Origin of the sequence: Aeromonas sp. Y289-2, assembly GCF_027705925.1 — a bacterium.
GTDB classification, from domain to species: domain Bacteria; phylum Pseudomonadota; class Gammaproteobacteria; order Enterobacterales; family Aeromonadaceae; genus Aeromonas; species Aeromonas veronii.
Window position 1 is genome coordinate 328481 of the sequence record NZ_JAPDCH010000002.1, and the last position, 16445, is coordinate 344925.

14 protein-coding genes and 2 pseudogenes are annotated in these 16445 nt (G+C 60.7%); 7 read left to right on the forward strand and 9 right to left on the reverse strand.

The features are described from left to right. Positions 1–74: 74 nt before the first annotated feature. From cydX to OKC43_RS05825, 3 genes are read right to left on the reverse strand one after another with little or no spacing between them, the layout of a single operon-like run. On the reverse strand, positions 75–185 hold the full coding sequence (gene cydX / locus OKC43_RS05815; RefSeq protein ID WP_005337572.1) for a cytochrome bd-I oxidase subunit CydX: 111 nt from the start codon (positions 183–185) through the stop codon (positions 75–77). A 16-nt stretch (positions 186–201) separates the two neighbouring features. Further along, complete coding sequence (gene cydB / locus OKC43_RS05820) at positions 202–1341, reverse strand: cytochrome d ubiquinol oxidase subunit II (RefSeq protein ID WP_236271150.1); 1140 nt, start codon at positions 1339–1341, stop codon at positions 202–204. Continuing rightward, a complete protein-coding gene (locus OKC43_RS05825) occupies positions 1341–2912 on the reverse strand; it encodes a cytochrome ubiquinol oxidase subunit I (protein WP_270658414.1) in 1572 nt (523 codons plus the stop codon). The genes cydB and OKC43_RS05825 overlap by 1 nt, the downstream gene beginning before the upstream one ends. 122 nt (positions 2913–3034) lie before the next feature. On the opposite strand from OKC43_RS05825, the gene OKC43_RS05830 reads away from it, so the two are divergent. Next, positions 3035–4453: an aminotransferase-like domain-containing protein gene (locus tag OKC43_RS05830; protein ID WP_270658413.1), complete on the forward strand. Its 1419-nt coding sequence runs from the start codon at positions 3035–3037 to the stop codon at positions 4451–4453. Between the two features lie 69 nt (positions 4454–4522). On the opposite strand, the gene OKC43_RS05835 is transcribed toward OKC43_RS05830, so the two are convergent. Then, on the reverse strand, positions 4523–5161 hold the full coding sequence (locus tag OKC43_RS05835; protein WP_041208540.1) for a tellurite resistance TerB family protein: 639 nt from the start codon (positions 5159–5161) through the stop codon (positions 4523–4525). A 148-nt stretch (positions 5162–5309) separates the two neighbouring features. On the opposite strand from OKC43_RS05835, the gene OKC43_RS05840 reads away from it, so the two are divergent. Continuing rightward, entirely contained in the window at positions 5310–5777 is a 468-nt protein-coding gene (locus OKC43_RS05840; protein WP_041208541.1) for an acyl-CoA thioesterase, read from the forward strand. 94 nt (positions 5778–5871) lie between these two features. Further along, entirely contained in the window at positions 5872–6027 is a 156-nt protein-coding gene (rsmS, locus tag OKC43_RS05845; protein WP_270658412.1) for a pleiotropic regulatory protein RsmS, read from the forward strand. A gap of 76 nt (positions 6028–6103) precedes the next feature. Here rsmS and OKC43_RS05850 read toward each other — a convergent pair whose 3' ends face one another. Beyond that, positions 6104–6946, reverse strand: coding sequence for a LysR family transcriptional regulator (locus OKC43_RS05850; protein ID WP_270656678.1), 843 nt, complete (start codon positions 6944–6946; stop codon positions 6104–6106). Between the two features lie 109 nt (positions 6947–7055). On the opposite strand from OKC43_RS05850, the gene OKC43_RS05855 reads away from it, so the two are divergent. Both OKC43_RS05855 and OKC43_RS05860 read left to right on the forward strand, forming a co-directional pair. Continuing rightward, positions 7056–7586 carry a nucleoside deaminase gene (locus OKC43_RS05855; protein ID WP_270656677.1) on the forward strand — a complete coding sequence of 177 codons (531 nt, stop codon included), beginning with the start codon at positions 7056–7058 and terminating at the stop codon, positions 7584–7586. Further along, positions 7579–8853 carry a cyanate transporter gene (locus OKC43_RS05860; protein ID WP_270658411.1) on the forward strand — a complete coding sequence of 425 codons (1275 nt, stop codon included), beginning with the start codon at positions 7579–7581 and terminating at the stop codon, positions 8851–8853. The genes OKC43_RS05855 and OKC43_RS05860 overlap by 8 nt, the downstream gene beginning before the upstream one ends. A gap of 80 nt (positions 8854–8933) precedes the next feature. Here the strand turns inward: OKC43_RS05860 and rluF are convergent, their stop codons facing one another. Beyond that, positions 8934–9935 carry a 23S rRNA pseudouridine(2604) synthase RluF gene (gene rluF / locus OKC43_RS05865; protein ID WP_270656675.1) on the reverse strand — a complete coding sequence of 334 codons (1002 nt, stop codon included), beginning with the start codon at positions 9933–9935 and terminating at the stop codon, positions 8934–8936. Further along, positions 9925–10047, reverse strand: coding sequence for a hypothetical protein (locus OKC43_RS05870; RefSeq protein WP_005350832.1), 123 nt, complete (start codon positions 10045–10047; stop codon positions 9925–9927). The genes rluF and OKC43_RS05870 overlap by 11 nt, the downstream gene beginning before the upstream one ends. Before the next feature lie 345 nt (positions 10048–10392). On the opposite strand from OKC43_RS05870, the gene OKC43_RS05875 reads away from it, so the two are divergent. Beyond that, complete coding sequence (locus OKC43_RS05875; protein WP_270656673.1) at positions 10393–11973, forward strand: alpha/beta hydrolase; 1581 nt, start codon at positions 10393–10395, stop codon at positions 11971–11973. Between the two features lie 122 nt (positions 11974–12095). On the opposite strand, the pseudogene OKC43_RS05880 reads toward OKC43_RS05875, so the two are convergent. Both OKC43_RS05880 and OKC43_RS05885 read right to left on the reverse strand, forming a co-directional pair. Next, a pseudogene (locus tag OKC43_RS05880) lies at positions 12096–12472 on the reverse strand (VOC family protein). 204 nt (positions 12473–12676) lie between these two features. Beyond that, positions 12677–12940 (reverse strand): hypothetical protein, encoded by a 264-nt coding sequence (locus tag OKC43_RS05885; protein ID WP_042056561.1) that lies wholly within the window; start codon positions 12938–12940, stop codon positions 12677–12679. A gap of 213 nt (positions 12941–13153) precedes the next feature. On the opposite strand from OKC43_RS05885, the pseudogene OKC43_RS05890 reads away from it, so the two are divergent. After that, positions 13154–16296 (forward strand): annotated as a pseudogene (locus tag OKC43_RS05890) (DUF3427 domain-containing protein). The last annotated feature ends 149 nt before the right edge of the window (positions 16297–16445 follow it).

Genomic DNA, 16445 nt, shown 5'->3' on the forward strand with positions numbered 1-16445 from the left:
AAGAGGGGGAGAGAGGGGCCGACGGCGACGTATGAACGCCAACCACCGGCCGTGGCGGGGCGCGAGCCCCGCCGTCAGTTACCGTCCCGTTCGTCCGCCTGCCAGCGTGCTTCCAGCCAGAGCAGGTTGCACAAGCCCAGCAGCAGGGCGAATCCGAGGCCCAAAATCCAGGTGAAGTACCACATAGCAGATCCCTTGAGGTCAGTAGAGTTTATGGCCGTCGCGCTTGATGCGGGCACGGTCGAGCTTGCCGCGCACCACCCGATAGACCCAGCCGGTGTAGCCCAGGTTGACCGGCATCAGCACCAGCACGAGGCCGAACATGATGGCCAGGGTCTTGTAGCTGGAGGTGCTGTCCCACAGGGTCAGGCTGCTGACCGCATCGAGGGATGAGGGCAGCACGAAGGGGAACAGGGCGATGGCCACCGAGCAGAGCATGGCGACGCAGGCAATGGCGCTGGCCAGCAGCGCAATTCGGCCCCGCTCCAGCCAGGAGGCAATCCCGCTCACCAGCGGCGCCAGCGTCCCGATGATCGGCACCAGCCACAGCAGCGGATAGTCAAAATAGTTGCGCAGCCAGCCTCCGGCGTGCGGGATCACTCCCTTCATCAGCGGGCTGATGGCGGCATTCGGGTCAAAGGGTTGTGTGCCGACACCGGTCAGCTGAAACCCTTGCAGATCCACCAGATGCCAGCCGGCCAGCAGATAGCAGAGGGTCACCAGCGGGGCCAGCAGGATGGCGATCCCCCGTGCGCGCAGCGCAGGGGTGCCGGTCACCTTGGCTTGCAGAAAACCGGCGCCGTGCAGCAGCAACAGGCTGATGGCAGTGGCCAGCACCGAGAGCAGCCAGCCCCAGTGGAAGTCGAAGGCGCCGTAGTGCAGACGCAGCGCCGTGTCGAAGCGAAACGGCAGTCCCTCCATCACCAGACCGATAGCAGCACCGAGGATGAGCGCCGGTATCAGGCCACCTGCCACCAGCGCCCGATCCCACCAGCGGCGCCACACCGGATCGGCCAGCTTGCTGCGATAGTCAAAGCCGACCGGACGCAAAAATAGCCCGAGCAGCAGCACCACCATGGGGATGTAGAGCCCCGAGAAGGCGGCGGCATAAACCAGCGGCCAGGCGGCGAACAGGGCACCGGCACCGGCAATCAGCCACACCTGATTACCCTCCCACACCGGCCCCACGCTGTTGATCACCAGACGGCTGTCGTCGTCATCTTTCGACACCACCGGCAGCAGCATGGCGATGCCGAGATCGAAGCCATCCATCACGATAAAACCGACCATCATGAAGAGCACCAGCGCCCACCAGATGAGTTTCAGGGTTGCGTAATCCATCAGGCGATCCTCGCAAGTTCGGGTTGTTCACCGCTGTAGCGGCCGGTATGGAGAATGGCGGGCCCCTTGCGGATCACATGGCGCAACAGGAACAGCTCCACCACCAGCAACAGGGTGTAGATGGAACAGATGGCGATGAGGCTGAACCAGAGTTGGCCCGGCTGAAGCAAAGAGACCGAGGCCGAGACCGGCAGCACATCGCTGATGGTCCAGGGTTGACGGCCGAGCTCGGCCACCAGCCAGCCCGCCTCGATGGCAATCCAGGGCAGCGGAATGCTCCAGAGCAGGGTCTTGAGCAGCCGTGGCGAGTCTTGCAGCCGGTTGCGGCAGAGCTGAACAAAGCTCACCACCATCAGCCCCAGCATGGTGACGCCAAGCCCCACCATCACCCGAAAGCCCCAGAAGAGCGGTGCCACCGGCGGGATGGAGTCATCGACCGCTTTGGCGATCTCCGCCTCCCCCGCCTTGGCGATATTGCTGGCATAGGGGGTTAGCAGCATGCCGTAGCCGAGATCCTTGCCGTGCTGCTCGAAGCGGGCGCGGTTGGCCGGGGTGTCAGCGCCCTGCCGGATCTGGTCGAGGGCCTCGGCCGCCACCATGCCACTGCGGATGCGCGCCTCGTTCTGCACCTTGATATCCTTGAGGCCGGTCACCGCCTCGTCGATGGAGCGGGTGGCGATGATCCCCATCAGATACGGGATCTTGATGGCGGCGTGGGTGGTTTGCGCCTGCTGATCCGGGAAGCCGAACAGGGTGAATGACGCAGGGGCCGGCTCGGTCTCCCACTCCGCCTCGATGGCGGCGAGCTTCACCTTCTGCACCTCGCCGGTGCGATAGCCCGACTCATCCCCGAGCACAATGACCGAGAGGATGGCCGCCAGCCCGAAGCCGGAGGCGATGGCGAAGGAGCGCAGGGCAAACTGCACTTCCGTCTTGCGCAGCAGATACCAGCTGCTCACCCCCATCACGAACATGGAGGCCGCCACATAGCCCGCCGCGACGGTGTGAACGAACTTCACCTGCGCCACCGGGTTGAACAGCACGGCGGCGATATCCACCAGCTCCATGCGCTGGGTCAGCAGGTTGAACTCGGCTCCCACCGGGTTTTGCATCCAGCCGTTGCCGATCAGGATCCAGAGCGCCGAGAGGTTGGAGCCGAGAGCCACCAGCATGGTCACCAGCAGGTGCTTGCCACGGGAGAGCTTGTCCCAGCCGAAGAAGAAAAGCCCCACCAGGGTCGATTCGAGGAAGAAGGCCATCAGCCCCTCGATGGCCAGCGGGGTACCGAAGATGTCCGCCACATAGTGGGAGTAGTAAGCCCAGTTGGTGCCGAACTGAAACTCCATGGTGATCCCCGTGGTGACCCCCATGACGAAGTTGATGCCAAACAGTTTGCCCCAGAAGCGGGTGATGTCCTGATAGATCACCTTGCCGGTCATCACATAAGCCGACTCGGCGATCACCAGGATCCAGGACAGCCCCAGCGTGAGGGGCACAAACAGGAAGTGGAACAGGGCCGTGGCGCCAAATTGCAGGCGAGACAGGCTGACCACGTCATCCGGATTGATCATGCGTCACTCTCTTTTGTTGTATTTGCCTTGCACGTTTCGTGCGTGACAAGTACATCACGGAGCATGACACCTATAACAGATGCAGTTATATTGAATTACACCTATAACAGTTGATCCAGATCATGTCCCTTTACCAGCAGTTGGCCGACCGCCTGCAAAGCCAGATTGACGATGGCATCTGGCAACCGGGGGAGCGCATCCCCTCCATTCGCCAGAGCTGCAAGACCCACGGGCTCAGCCCCATGACGGTGTTGCAGGCCTATCAACTGCTCGAAAGTCAGGGGCGGATCCTCGCCCGCCCCCAGTCCGGCTACTACGTCAAAGCCGCCTCACCACAGCTCGTGCAGCACACGCCGAGCCAGACCCACTACAGCGGCTCGGTGGATATCAACGATCTGGTGTTCGAGGTGTTGCAGGCGAGCAAATCGCGGGATCTGGTGCCCCTTGGCATGTCGGTGGCCGATCCGACCCTGTTCCCCCATCCCCAGCTCGGGCGGGCCCTAGCCAGCTGCATGCGCAAGCTCGATCCCTTCAGCACGGTGGCCGACCTGCCCCCCGGCAACGAGGCGCTGCGCCGCGCCATCGCCCAGCGTTACGCCAGCGACGGGGTGGCGGTCAATCCGCAGGAGATCATCATCACCACAGGCGCCATGGAGGCACTCTCCCTCAGTCTGCAAGTGCTGACCGAGCCCGGCGACTGGGTGGTGGTGGAGTCCCCCACCTTCTATGGCGCCCTGCAGGCCATCGAGCGGCTGAAACTCAAGGCGGTGGAGATCCCGGTCATTCCGGGGGTGGGTATCGATCTGACGCTATTGGAAGACGCCCTCACCCGCATTCCGGTCAAGGCGTGCTGGCTGATGGGCAATGTACAGCACCCGCTGGGCCACACCATGCCGGATGGTCACAAAGCGCAACTGATGGAACTGCTCAACAGCCACGGGGTGCCGCTGGTGGAGGATGACGTCTATGCGGAGGTCTACTTCGGCCGCGAGCGCCCCAAGCCGATCCGCCACTGGGATCAGCGTGGCGACAGCCTGCTCTGCAGCTCATTTTCCAAGTGTCTGGCACCGGGCTTTCGGGTCGGCTGGGTGGTGGCGGGGCCCCATGCCGAGCGGGTGCAGCGGCTGCAGCTGATGTCCACCCTCTCCACCAATGTACCGAGCCAGCTGGCGCTGGCCGAGATGCTGCGCCAGGGCGGGGTCGATGCCCACTTTCGCCGCCTGCGCCACACCCTGGCCCAGCGCCAGCAGCAGATGCGGGCGGCCCTGCAACGGCTGTTGCCGGACGAGGTGCGGATCTCCTCCCCCGATGGCGGCTACTTCCTCTGGCTGGCGCTGCCTGCCCATTTCGACAGCCGCGCCCTGCATGCCAAGGCTCTGGGCAGCGGTTTTTCAGTGGCCCCCGGCGCCCTCTTTTCCAGTCAGGGGCAACACAACCACTGCCTGCGCCTCAACAGCTCCCATCCCTGGAGCGAACAGCTGGAGCAGGCGCTCCACCAGCTTGCGGGCCTGATAAACCGGCAGCTGGCAACAGAGGGGTGATCGCCAAAGCGCAGAAACAACAACGCCCCTTGAGCGGGGCGTTATCGGCAATCCATGGCGGTGAGGGTATCAGGCGGGGGCGTTAAGCTGGGCTACCTGCCGCTCGATGCTCCCCTTGAGGTTGTCATCGAGTTTGAGGGCGCGCGCCAGCTCGTCGAGATAACCGCGCTCCATAAAGTGATCCACCTCGATGGCGAGCAGGGAGGCGAGATAGACCTCGGTGGCCAACTCCATATCGGTCACTTCCCGCGCCAGCGCGTGAGGGTCGAGGGGGCGGGCCAGCTCGGCATCAATCCAGCGGGCGGCATCGCTCTGGCCCTGTTCGGTCAGGTACTCCTGAATCTTCTGGCGCTCGGCGCCATCGATATGGCCGTCGGCCCGGGCTGCCGCCACCATGGCGCGCACCAAGAGAGCCGAGCGGGCATCCAGCGCATTGCCTTCCAGAGTGCTGACGGGATGGGTCGGCTGGGCGGGCGCCGCCTGCTGGGCTTGCCAATCCTGATAGAGCTTGTAGGCCAGTCCGCCAAGGGCCGCGGCGCCGCCCACGGCAGCGGCCTTGCCGCCATATTTGCGCATCTTCTTGTTGCCCAGCAGCAGACCGAGCGCACCGCCGGCCAGCGCCCCCTGCATCTGCCCCTTGCGCTTGTCTCCGCCTTCGTTGAGCCAGCCTTTGCCAGCCCCCAGCAACTGTTCCAGCATCTGTTTCATGGTGTCACTCCTGCGGGTCAAAAAAGTGAAATCGGGATGAATAGAGCCAGATAGTGACCCCGCCCCCCTGAATCGGGGATGAACCCTTGACCGGGCAGGCCGATGGGGCAAAGCTCAGGGAAACTCTTCAGGCAATAAGGATGTGACTGTGCCCAATCGCGAACTGACCCTGCAATTTCTGGCCGAACCCTCTGACGTCAATTTCGGCGGCAAGGTGCATGGTGGCATGGTGATGAAGTGGATCGATCAGGCGGGCTATGCCTGCGCCGCGGGCTGGTGCGGCGGCTATGCGGTGACCGTCTATGTGGGGGGGATCCGCTTTTTGCGCCCCATCCAGATTGGCCAGCTGGTGGAGGTGCACGCTCAGGTGATCCACACCGGCACCACCAGCATGCATCTGGCGGTGGATGTCTACAGCCGCCATCCCACCGAGACCGAGCGCCACAAAACCACCCACTGCATCATCATCTTCGTGGCGATGGATGAGCAGGGCAAACCGACCCCGGTGCCCCAGTGGCAACCACTGAGCGAGAGCGATCTGCAGTTGCAGCAGTACGCCAAAAAGCTCATCGCCCTGCGCGAGGAGATCGACAAGGAGATGCGTCAGCACCTCTGATTTTGGTGACGCCCTGCCCGATAGAGCGGGCGCTTTCGGCCAACGGCGGCGCCCCTGTATAATCCCCCCTCTTCCCGCAACCGGAACCCTGCCCATGTCACTGGAAACTGCCCCGCCCGAGATAAAACTCGCGGTGGATCTGATTGAACTGCTGGAAACCAATGAGCTGGCCCCCGAGCTGGTGCTGGCGGCGCTGGCCATCGTAAAAAATGACTACGATCGCAAGCTGGCGGAGGGGAAGGATCACTGATCCCTCCCCGCACGTTTTCCGCCTTATCTTGCCGACGTCAGTTTTTCCCCACAGAAGTTTTTCACCACATAGCCACTCACTGCGGCCCCATCACCTCGTCACAGAGGGCGATCAGGGCCGAACTCAAGCGGCTGAGCGGTTCACCCCCATCCTTTGCCGCATGGAGCGCCAGCTCCACCGATGCCACCTTGGGCCACTGGGTCAGGGCCAGCTGATCGGCGGGCATCAGCCGCTTGGGCAACAAACTCACCCCGATACCCGCGCTCACCGCCCCCTGCAAACTGGCGAGGCTGGCGCTGACATAGGCGATACGCCAGCGCCGCCCCAGACCATCGAGCGCCTCGGTCATCTGCTGGCGATAGAGCCCTTCGCTCGGAAAGGCGACCAGCGGCAGCGGATCACGCCCCTTGGCCGGCCAGTCGCGGCTATCGACCCACACCAGTGGCTCACTCCAGCTGGCGAGCGGCGAGCCCTGTCCGCGCACCTGCTTGACCAGCGCCAGATCCAGCTCCCCCGCCACGAAGCGCTGCCAGATGTGGTGGCTCAGGCCGCTCTCCACCTCCAGCCGCACCTCGGGGTAGTCGCGGGCAAAGCCGGCCAGCACCGGGGTAATGGCACCGGCGGCGAAATCCTCCGGCACCCCGAGGCTGAGCGATATGCTCCCCTCGCTCACCTGCTCCTCGGCCTGTGCCAGCAGCGCCAGAATGCGGCGGGCCAGCCCCAACAGCTGCTCCCCCTCGGCCGTCGCCACCACCTGCCGACCGGAGCGGTCCAACAGCGGGCAGCCGATCTGCTGTTCGAGCCTGCGCATCTGCTGGCTGATGGTGGATTGGGTCAGATGGACCCGTTCACCGGCCCGGGTGAAGCTGCCGGTGTCGATAATGGCGACAAAACTGCGCAGTAACAGGGGATCCAGCATGGGTTTCTCCATTTATAAAACCACTGAAACTCATTTTATCATTTAATTTCCAAATGGCTTGTTTCGCCGCTAGGCTGGCATTTGTTTAGTCAAATCAGGGTTTTTCATCATGTCTGCGCCCCTTGTTGCCTCTGCCAACGCCCGCCCGCTCCCCTCATCAACCACCCTCCCGATTCATCAGCGCTGGCTGGAGCAGGCGGTGCAATTGGCCAGAGCCAATCACCGGCAGGGGGGCCGCCCCTTCGCCGCCCTGCTGGTACGCGATGAGCAGCTGGTGGCGAGCGCGGTCAACGGCATCCATCTGGATGGGGACCCGACCCGTCACGCCGAGCTGGAGGCGCTGCGCAAGGCAAGCCAGAGCGGGCCGCTCGCGGGCGCCACTGTCTATGCCAGCGGCCACCCCTGCCCCATGTGCCTCGGCGCGCTGGTTATGAACGGTATCGCCGCCGTCTATTACGCCTTTGATAACGCCGATGCGGCCCCGTTCGGCTTTGACAGCACCGCCGCCTATCAAAAGCTGGGGTTGCCGCTGACACCGCCTCCTCTGCCACTGGTCAAACTGGCCGTGACCCTGACGGCGGCGGATCTCTACGGCTCCCAGTTACAACAAGCCACACAAGCAACGCCTGATCATGAGTAAAGGGACAAGCGAACGCCCGGCAGAGGGGCGCCGCCAGCAGTTTGCCCTGCTGGTGCTGGTGATCCTGACTGGCCTGAATCTACGCCCCTTTCTTACCGCCATCGGCCCGCTGAGCGGCGAGATTGGCCGCGCCCTGTCGCTCGGGATGGATACCCTGGCCTGGCTCACCCTGTTGCCACTGTGGCTCATCGGGGTCGGCGTGCTGCTCACCCCGCGCCTGCGCAGCCTTGCCAGTGCCACCACCCTGCTGGGGCTGGCCCTGCTGCTGCTCGCGGCGGGCAGTGCCCTGCGTTTTGATGCCCAGAGCGGCGCCCTGCTGATCACCACCGCTGCACTCTGCGGCCTGGGTTCGGCGCTGGTGCAGGGGGTGCTGCCCGCCCTTATCAAGCAGCACTTTGCCCGCAAGGTGCCGCAAGTGATGGGGATCTTCTCTGCCTGCATGATGGGGGGTGGTGCGCTCGGCGCCAGTCTCACGCCACGGTTGGCGGCGAGCCTCGACTGGTCGCAGGCACTGGCGCTCTGGAGCCTGCCGCTGCTGCTGGCCCTCGTCTGGCTAGGGTGGAAAGTGCGTCTGCCAAGCACCGCGGCGGTCGCCATTCCTCATGGCGAGCAGCGACTGATCACCCTGCCCCGCAGCTGGTTGCTGATCGTCTGCTTTGGCATCATCAACAGCGGCTACGGCATAGTGGTGGCCTGGCTGGCCCCCGCCTATATGGCGCAAGGGTGGAGCGCCGCGCAGGCGGGCGAGCTGGTCGCCTGGCTGGCACTGGCGCAGACCGCCAGCGGCCTTGGCTTGCCGCTACTGGCGGCGCGCAGTCTGGATCGGCGGCCGTGGATGGGGCTTGCCATCGCCATGCAGCTGGCGGGATTTGGCGGCCTCTGGCTAGCGCCAGCCAGTGCCCCGATCCTCTGGTGCATGCTGTGTGGTGCCGGTCTGGGCGGCAGCTTTTCCCTCATCATGGTGATTGCGCTCGATCACCTGCCCGACCCGCGCCGCGCCGGCACCCTGAGCGCCCTGATGCAGGGCTTCGGCTTTATGCTGGCGGCCACCGGCCCCTGGGTCGCCGCCCGCCTCTATCACCTGTTCGGCGACTTCGCCGCCGCATGGCAGTGGCAGCTGGGGGGATTGCTGCTGATGAGCCTGCTGGTGCTGCGCCTCGACCCGCACCACTACCCTCACGTCATGCGGTTACCGATCGCCAGCGAGCCAACCCTTTCGACGGCCCTCCCGGCCAACTCTGCGGCCCAAAGCAACACACCGGCCTGAGGCCGGTGTGTTGGAGATAATAGTGTTGGGGATAACCGTATTGGAGATGACTGGCGGCTGATGCCACTCAGAGGGGCAACTCAGCGCCCCTTCTTCTGCCGTCCGCTGTTAGCAGTGCGCGGCTTGCCTGCGGCCGGTTTGCCTCCCTTGGGAGCCCCTTTGCCTGCACTGCCCTTGCCAGCGCCACCCTTGCCCACCGGCAGCTTCTTCTCGAAGGCTTCCGGGCCCGGCACATTGGGACGCCCGCCAATCTCGTGATCATCATCGCGGCGCGGCTTCTTGCCTTGGGCCGGCTTGGCGGTTTGCGCCGCAGGGGCCTTGGCCGCCTTCGGTTTGTCGCCTTTGGCCGGTTTCACCTCGGAGGAGGAGTCCTCAATCAGCTTGAACAGATCGATCAGCTCGTCGTCGGTGAGATCGCGCCACTCGCCCACCGGCAGCCCCTTGAGGCTGACGTTCATGATGCGGATGCGCTCCAGCTTGGTCACTTCAAAACCGAAGTGCTCGCACATGCGGCGGATCTGGCGGTTCAGCCCCTGCACCAGGGTGATGCGAAAGACGAACGGCGCCTCTTTCTTCACCTTGCACTTCTTGGTCACAGTACCGAGGATCGGCACCCCGGCCGCCATGCCGCGCACAAACTCGTCGGTCACCGGCTTGTCGACGGTCACCAGATACTCTTTCTCGTGATCGTTGCCCGCCCGCAGGATCTTGTTGACCAGATCGCCGTGGTTGGTGAGGAAGATCAGCCCCTGCGAATCCTTGTCGAGCCGCCCGATGGGGAAGACCCGGGTGCTGTGGTTGACGAAATCGACGATGTTGTCCTTCTCGCCCGCCTCTGTGGTACTGACGATACCCACCGGCTTGTTGAGGGCGATCAGCACCAGACTGTCCGCCTCGCGCGGCTCGATCACCTGACCGTTCACCTTGACCAGATCGCCAACCTGCACCTGATCGCCAATCCCGGCACGCTTGCCGTTGATAAAGACGTGGCCCTGCTCGATAAAGCGGTCGGCCTCGCGACGCGAGCAGATACCGCTCTCGCTGATGTATTTGTTCAGGCGCATGGATTCGTTAGCCAGCATGGGTCACCTGCCACAGGGTCTGGGCCGCGCCCGGTTGTGCCATCGCCTGTTCCGGCTGCGCCGGGGAGGCTGTTTGCTGCATCAGCCAATTCACTACGTCAAAGTTCTGCATACCATTCCATCTTCAAAAAAGGCCAATGCCAGCTTATCCATCAAAAAACGCCGCTACAGTAGCATAATTGCCCCCTTTCAGGGGCAGATAGTTGCAAGGTCGCAGCGCCCAAACGGGCATCCGCGGACAAGTTCACGCCGCCAGATGGCCCGCGATGCAGCCTTCGAACGGCCAGCCTGATGTAAGCGGCGTGATCAGGCGCCCACAGCCAGCGCGGCCGAACGCCATCAACTATACATATCACCTTGTTTCCATTAGGCTTTAAGCCGGTTGGCAGCGCCTTGGATGCTGCGCCAAACTCGCCCGCCCAGAGGCGGCTCTACCCCTATCGCCAAGGATTGCACCATGCTGGCTCACACTCGCCGCCTTGTTCGCCGTGCTCTGCTGACCCTGTTGCTGCTGTTGCTGACCGCATGGGCGGTGATCGCCTACTTCGCCTGGCAGGCAGCGCCGCTGCAGCTGTGGCACACAGTGGTGCCCCCCGAACTCAGTGCCGATGAGCTCGATCGCAGCGACTGGCAAGCCTATCTGGCCCGCGAAGCAGAGCTGTTCGAGCTGGTGGCCACCGAGGTAGTCGCCAAAACGCCGCCGGAGCAGCAACTGGCCAGCAATCGCTACTATCAGGACGCCCCCATCAATCCCGCCCGCTTTCAGCAGAACTGGAACCGCTCCTACCTGCTGCGCCCCGAGGGGGAAGTCAAAGGGGTAGCGGTGCTGCTGCACGGCCTGACCGACTCCCCCTACAGCCTGCGCCATCTGGCCAGACGCTATCAGCAACAGGGTTTTATCGCGCTGGGACTGAGGATCCCCGGCCACGGCACCGTGCCCGCTGGCCTCGTGGATGTGGATTGGGAGACCTGGCTGGCCGCCACCCGACTGGCGGTGCGGGAGGCCAGATTGCTGGCACCGGGCAAGCGGCCGCTGCATCTGGTGGGCTTTTCCAACGGCGGCGCACTGGCGGTGAAATATGCGCTCGATGCGCTGGCCGACCCGAGCGGCACGCTGGCAAAACCGGATCGGCTGGTGCTGATCTCCCCGATGATCGGGGTGACCCGTTTTGCCCGCTTCGCCGGGCTCAAGGCCGTGCCGGCCCTGCTGCCCGCCTTTGCCAACGCCGCCTGGCTCGACACCATGCCGGAGTTCAACCCGTTCAAGTACAACTCGTTTCCGGTCAACGGCGCGCGCCAGTCCTACCGCCTGACCCACGCCATCCAGCAGCAGGTGCGCCAGCTGGCCGCCAGTGGCGAGCTGGCGGCATTTCCCCCCGCCCTCACCTTCCAGTCGGTGATGGACTACACCGTCAGCACCCGCTCCATCATTGCCGATCTCTACCACTACCTGCCGGCCAACGGCAGCGAACTGGTGCTGTTTGATATCAACCGCAGTACCCTGTTTGGCCCGCTGATGAGCTCGGCCTCCGAGCTGGCGCTGCACCGCTTGCTGCCAAACGCCCCCGGGCACTATCGCCTCACCGTGGTGGGCAATGTCGACCCCGCCTCTCCCACGACGCAGGCCAGAACGCTGGCCAGCGCAGACCAGCCTGAGCAGCTCCGCCCGCTGGGTATCGATTATCCCAAGGAGATCTACTCCCTCTCCCACGTCGCGCTCCCCTTCCCGATGGACGACCCCCTCTATGGCATGGCAGCGCGCCCGGAGCAGCGGGAGCAATACGGCATCAATCTCGGCGGTCTGGCCCTGCGTGGTGAGCGCGGCGTGCTGATCGTCAACCCCGGCGCCCTCACCCGCACCTCCTCCAACCCCTTCTACCCCTATCTGCAGCAGCGGGTGATGGAGACCCTCACCGCCCCTCCCGTCGTCCGGCCTGCCGCCGTAATCCCTGCCAGCAGCGGTCAACCGGATGCGGCCTATCAGGCAGAAGTGGAGCAGTTTTTACAGGAGAGCGATGAGAGCAGCGCGCCTTTCTAGGGCGTTTCTGGAGTATCGGCAAAGAGCCACTGGCGCTGGGTCGATGGCGATACAAGAAAGGGGCCGTCAATTGACGGCCCCTTTCTATTGATGATGGCAATCGGAGTGATGGCTTGATGGGCTCAGGGATAGATGCTCACTTCTATCAGGTTCTGGTCAGGGTCGAGGAAGTAGAGTGATTCTGATAGGCGTTGCACCGTCAGGCGCCACTTTTGGTCACCGGGCCCTCGACAATCTCCACCCCGTGGCAGGCCAGCTGGGCCATCACCTGCTCCAGCGGCCAGCGGGTGATAAGGCAGACATCCCCCGACCCCACCTGCGCCCGATTGCGCGGCTCCTGCCCCGGCAGCTGCAGATTGATCTTCTGGTTGCCAAACCCTACCGCCCGGCGCCCCGCACCGAAGGTGATGGCCTCCATATTGAGCACCGAACTGTAAAATTCCACGGCCCGTTCGATATCACTGACCGTCAATACCAGATGGTCGATATGGCTGATCATGGTTACCTCCTGGTGGTGATCTGGCTGATGTGACCGACATATGCCCGCAAGCATCCGACTGTCGTCGCCACGGCGGGCTACCCCATCATACCCGGCAAGGGAGAGCCCATGTGTGCCGTGGCGCGCAAAGAGAGCGCAAATGATGATGTAATTTTTAAGGGGTGTTCAGTTGGGCGTTGCAATGGCTGCTGTTGTCGCGTTTGGCTAACTCTTCACTGGCATTAATGCTTCTGGAGTCATCACAATGAGCGGGATGGCCAGCGCCTGACTCAACCGCTCCGCCAGTTCGTAGGCAGGGCCGATGGTGTCGTAGTCTGCCACACAGGTTGCCAAGGCACAGCCGTTGCTCTCTTCGACTCGCAAGTAAACGCTGTAGCCTTGAACGGTCAGACCGCTGTCACGCACCACCTGTATCTCACCTTCCTGATTGATTGCCTCCAGTTCAACCGCTACCGGTTTCTTGAACATCTGTACTCCTCAGTCACTGCAGATAGTGGCAGTAATAAAGCCCAGCATGGGGTAAGAAAAAAATGCTGCCACATCTTGAATCTGTGAGCCACGTGAAAAAATTAATAATACGAGCTCCATAACCAAACCTGCCACCGATAATAACATGCTGATTTAGATGAAAAAATGATATTATCTCTTTCTTCTATAGACAATGTTCGAGGCTCGGGCGTGATGCAACAATGCGGTATTTATGAACAGCTCATTACTCAACTGCTGACATCTCGACTCGACCGCGAGCGCTTTTACGTGGGGGAACGCCAACTTGAGCCTGCCGAAGCGGCAGTTTGGTTATCCAGATTTCTGAGCCGGGTTTTGGAATATGCGGTGGGGTCGGTAACTGGAGAGGATCAGCTGCAACGGCAGATTGAGCTGGCTAACCAGTTATTGCTTTGGCTAAAGGATCGCACCCAAGACCCAGACTTTATTGGCGAGAACCTCATCGATAGTCAGGGAAAAATTCTGACAGCACTCTACCAGTTGGATAACCCCATCTCCGCCAATTTAAAGCAATATGCCGAGGATATTTTCCCTCTGACAGGTCTCACTCAGAGCGAACTGTTTTGTGGCAGCAATGCGGGTTTGTCGATGGAATCGGAGATTAAACGGGAGATATTATCGGCAGATAGCATCTGCTGGCTGGTCTCATTTATCAAATGGGCAGGTATTCGTATTTTCCGTCATGAGCTGGAAGAGTTCACTCGCAGCGGCCGCCAATTAAAAGTAATTACTACCTCTTATATGGGGGCGACCGACGCCAAGGCAGTTGAATTTTTAGCCAGCCTCCCAAATACCGAAGTCAAACTCAGCTATAACACCCAGCGCGAGCGGTTGCATGCCAAAAGTTATCTATTTTGCCGAAATACCGGCTTTCATACCGGCTATATAGGTTCCTCCAATCTCTCTCACTCTGCCCTCACTAGCGGCTTGGAGTGGAACCTAAAAATCACCTCGCAAGAGATCCCGCATATTATCGAGAAATCCCTGAGTACCTTTGAAACCTATTGGGAATCCGATGATTTTGAACTGTTTGATGGCAAGCTCGAAAGCCGTACAAAATTGCAGCATGCACTGCAAGAGGCCCGTGGGGATGGGGACAAAAATGGTCCTGCCTATTTCTTTGATATCACGCCGTTTCCCCATCAACTGGAGATCCTTGAACAATTGGCGATGGAGCGCGCTTTACACCAGCGCTTCCGTAACTTGGTGGTTGCGGCCACCGGTACAGGGAAAACCCTGATATCCGCCTTTGATTTTGCGCGTTTTTTGAAAACCAAACCCGATGCCAAGTTTCTGTTTGTCGCCCACAAAGAGGAGATCTTGCGCCAAGCATTAGCCTCGTACCGCGGAGTGCTCAAGCAATCCAATTTTGGCGAACTCTTGGTCGGCGGCGCCGTGCCGACCCACTACCGTCAACTATTTGCCTCGGTGCAATCCTTGAATAACCAGCTGGCTAATTTACGTCTTAGCCCAGACTATTTCGATTACATCGTCATTGATGAGGTTCACCATATTGCTGCGGCCAGTTATCGTGGTTTGCTCGCCGCCTTTGAACCTCACATTCTGTTGGGATTAACCGCAACGCCAGAGCGCCATGATGGCAGTGATATTCTTGCCGACTTTTGTGGTGTCATCGCAGCAGAGATCCGCTTGCCCGAGGCCATCAATCGTCGCCATCTCTGTCCATTCCAATATTTTGGCATCGATGATGATACTGACTTGCGCCAAGTCGCTTGGAAAAATGGCCGTTATGACATTACTGCACTGACCAATATTTACACTAAAAATAACAGCCGGGTTCAGAAAATCGTCCAGAGTCTCGCTGAGATCGTCACCGATATTACCAAAATTAAAGCGCTGGCATTTTGTGTGAGCCGTGAACATGCCGATTTTATGCGCAAGGCCTTTTTACTGAAGGGCATCAAGGCTGACATTCTCACCAGCGATAACCGAGACGCGCGGCATAGTAAACAACAAGATTTGCGTACCGGCGTGATCAACATTCTTTGCGTGGTGGATATCTTTAACGAAGGGGTTGATATCCCAGAAGTCGATACCTTGCTGTTTTTACGACCAACGGAAAGCCTCACCATCTTTTTACAGCAATTAGGGCGGGGCCTGCGGCTGGCGAGCGATAAAGAGTGCTGCACCGTGTTGGACTTTGTTGGCAATGCCCATGCTGAGTATGACTTTGCCCAAAAATTCCGGGCTCTGGTGGGTAAAACCAATAAGGCGATCAGCCACGAGATCAAACAGGGCTTCCCTCACGCCCCCTTGGGCTGCCGCATCGAACTCTCAAAACAAACCCAAGAGTTAATTCTGAGCAATATCAAAAAGGCGACCCTCAATACCTCACGCCTCATGGGCCTGATCCGCCGTTTCTCACAGGACTGTGATTTACCACTGACGCTGGCGAACTTTTTGAAGTTCTACCCTCACATCAGCCTTGAGGAGATCTACAAGCGCGGCAATTGGAGCGCCTTGGTCAAACAGGCTAGCAACCATACCATTTCTGAAATGAGCGATGAGAAGTTGTCGACTCTCTACACCCGGGCCATCAAAACCCGGCTATTGGGCTGCGATGCGCTCCATTACTTGAAATTCTTACAAACCTTGGTGGAAAACGCCTTTACCTTAACGGCGAGCACGATGCACGCATGGCCTTGATGTGCCATTACGACTTCTGGCAACAGAGCGGCCCCACTGCTGGCTTTAGCTCCTTGGCGCACAGCCTGAAACAACTCAATCAACCTGAATTAAGGGCCGAGCTGGCCGATCTGTTGCCCATGCTGATCAACCGGGTGCAACACGAACAAAGCGCCATGCCAAACCTTCCCGGTAATCCACTGCAGCTGCATGCCCGTTATGCCAGAGAGCAGGTGCTGGTTGGCTTTGGCGCGACTACCTTCGCGCAGCAACCCACTGCTCGCGAAGGGGTCTATGTCATCGCAGAGCAACATATCGAGTTGCTGTTCGTGACCTTGAACAAAACGGAACAGCACTTCTCCCCCACCACCCGTTATCACGACTACGCCATCAACGAGTCGCTGTTTCATTGGCAGAGCCAAAACAGCGCTCGCCCAGAACGGGGTAAGGGGCTGAGTTACATAAACCACAGAGCAGAAGGTAAGCGCTTGTTTCTGTTCGTCCGCGAGCAGAGCAAAGATGAATTTGGCCGCACCCTTGGCTTTGTGAACTTTGGTGAGGTGGAGTACGTATCCCACACAGGCAGCCAACCGATGAACATAAAATGGCGTCTCACTACTCCGATGCCGCCATTTATGTGGAAAGAGGCCGCCAAACTGGCTGTTGGTTAGTAAGGCTTCTCACCCGGTGGGGATATGACGCAAAACCCACCGGATTCTCGCCCAAAACCCCGGCTAAATTATCCAGTTGCATAATAACCATGCGGCCTTGCGGTTGTTTAACTGGCCCTAACGTCAGATAATACCGCCCGCCTTCAAAC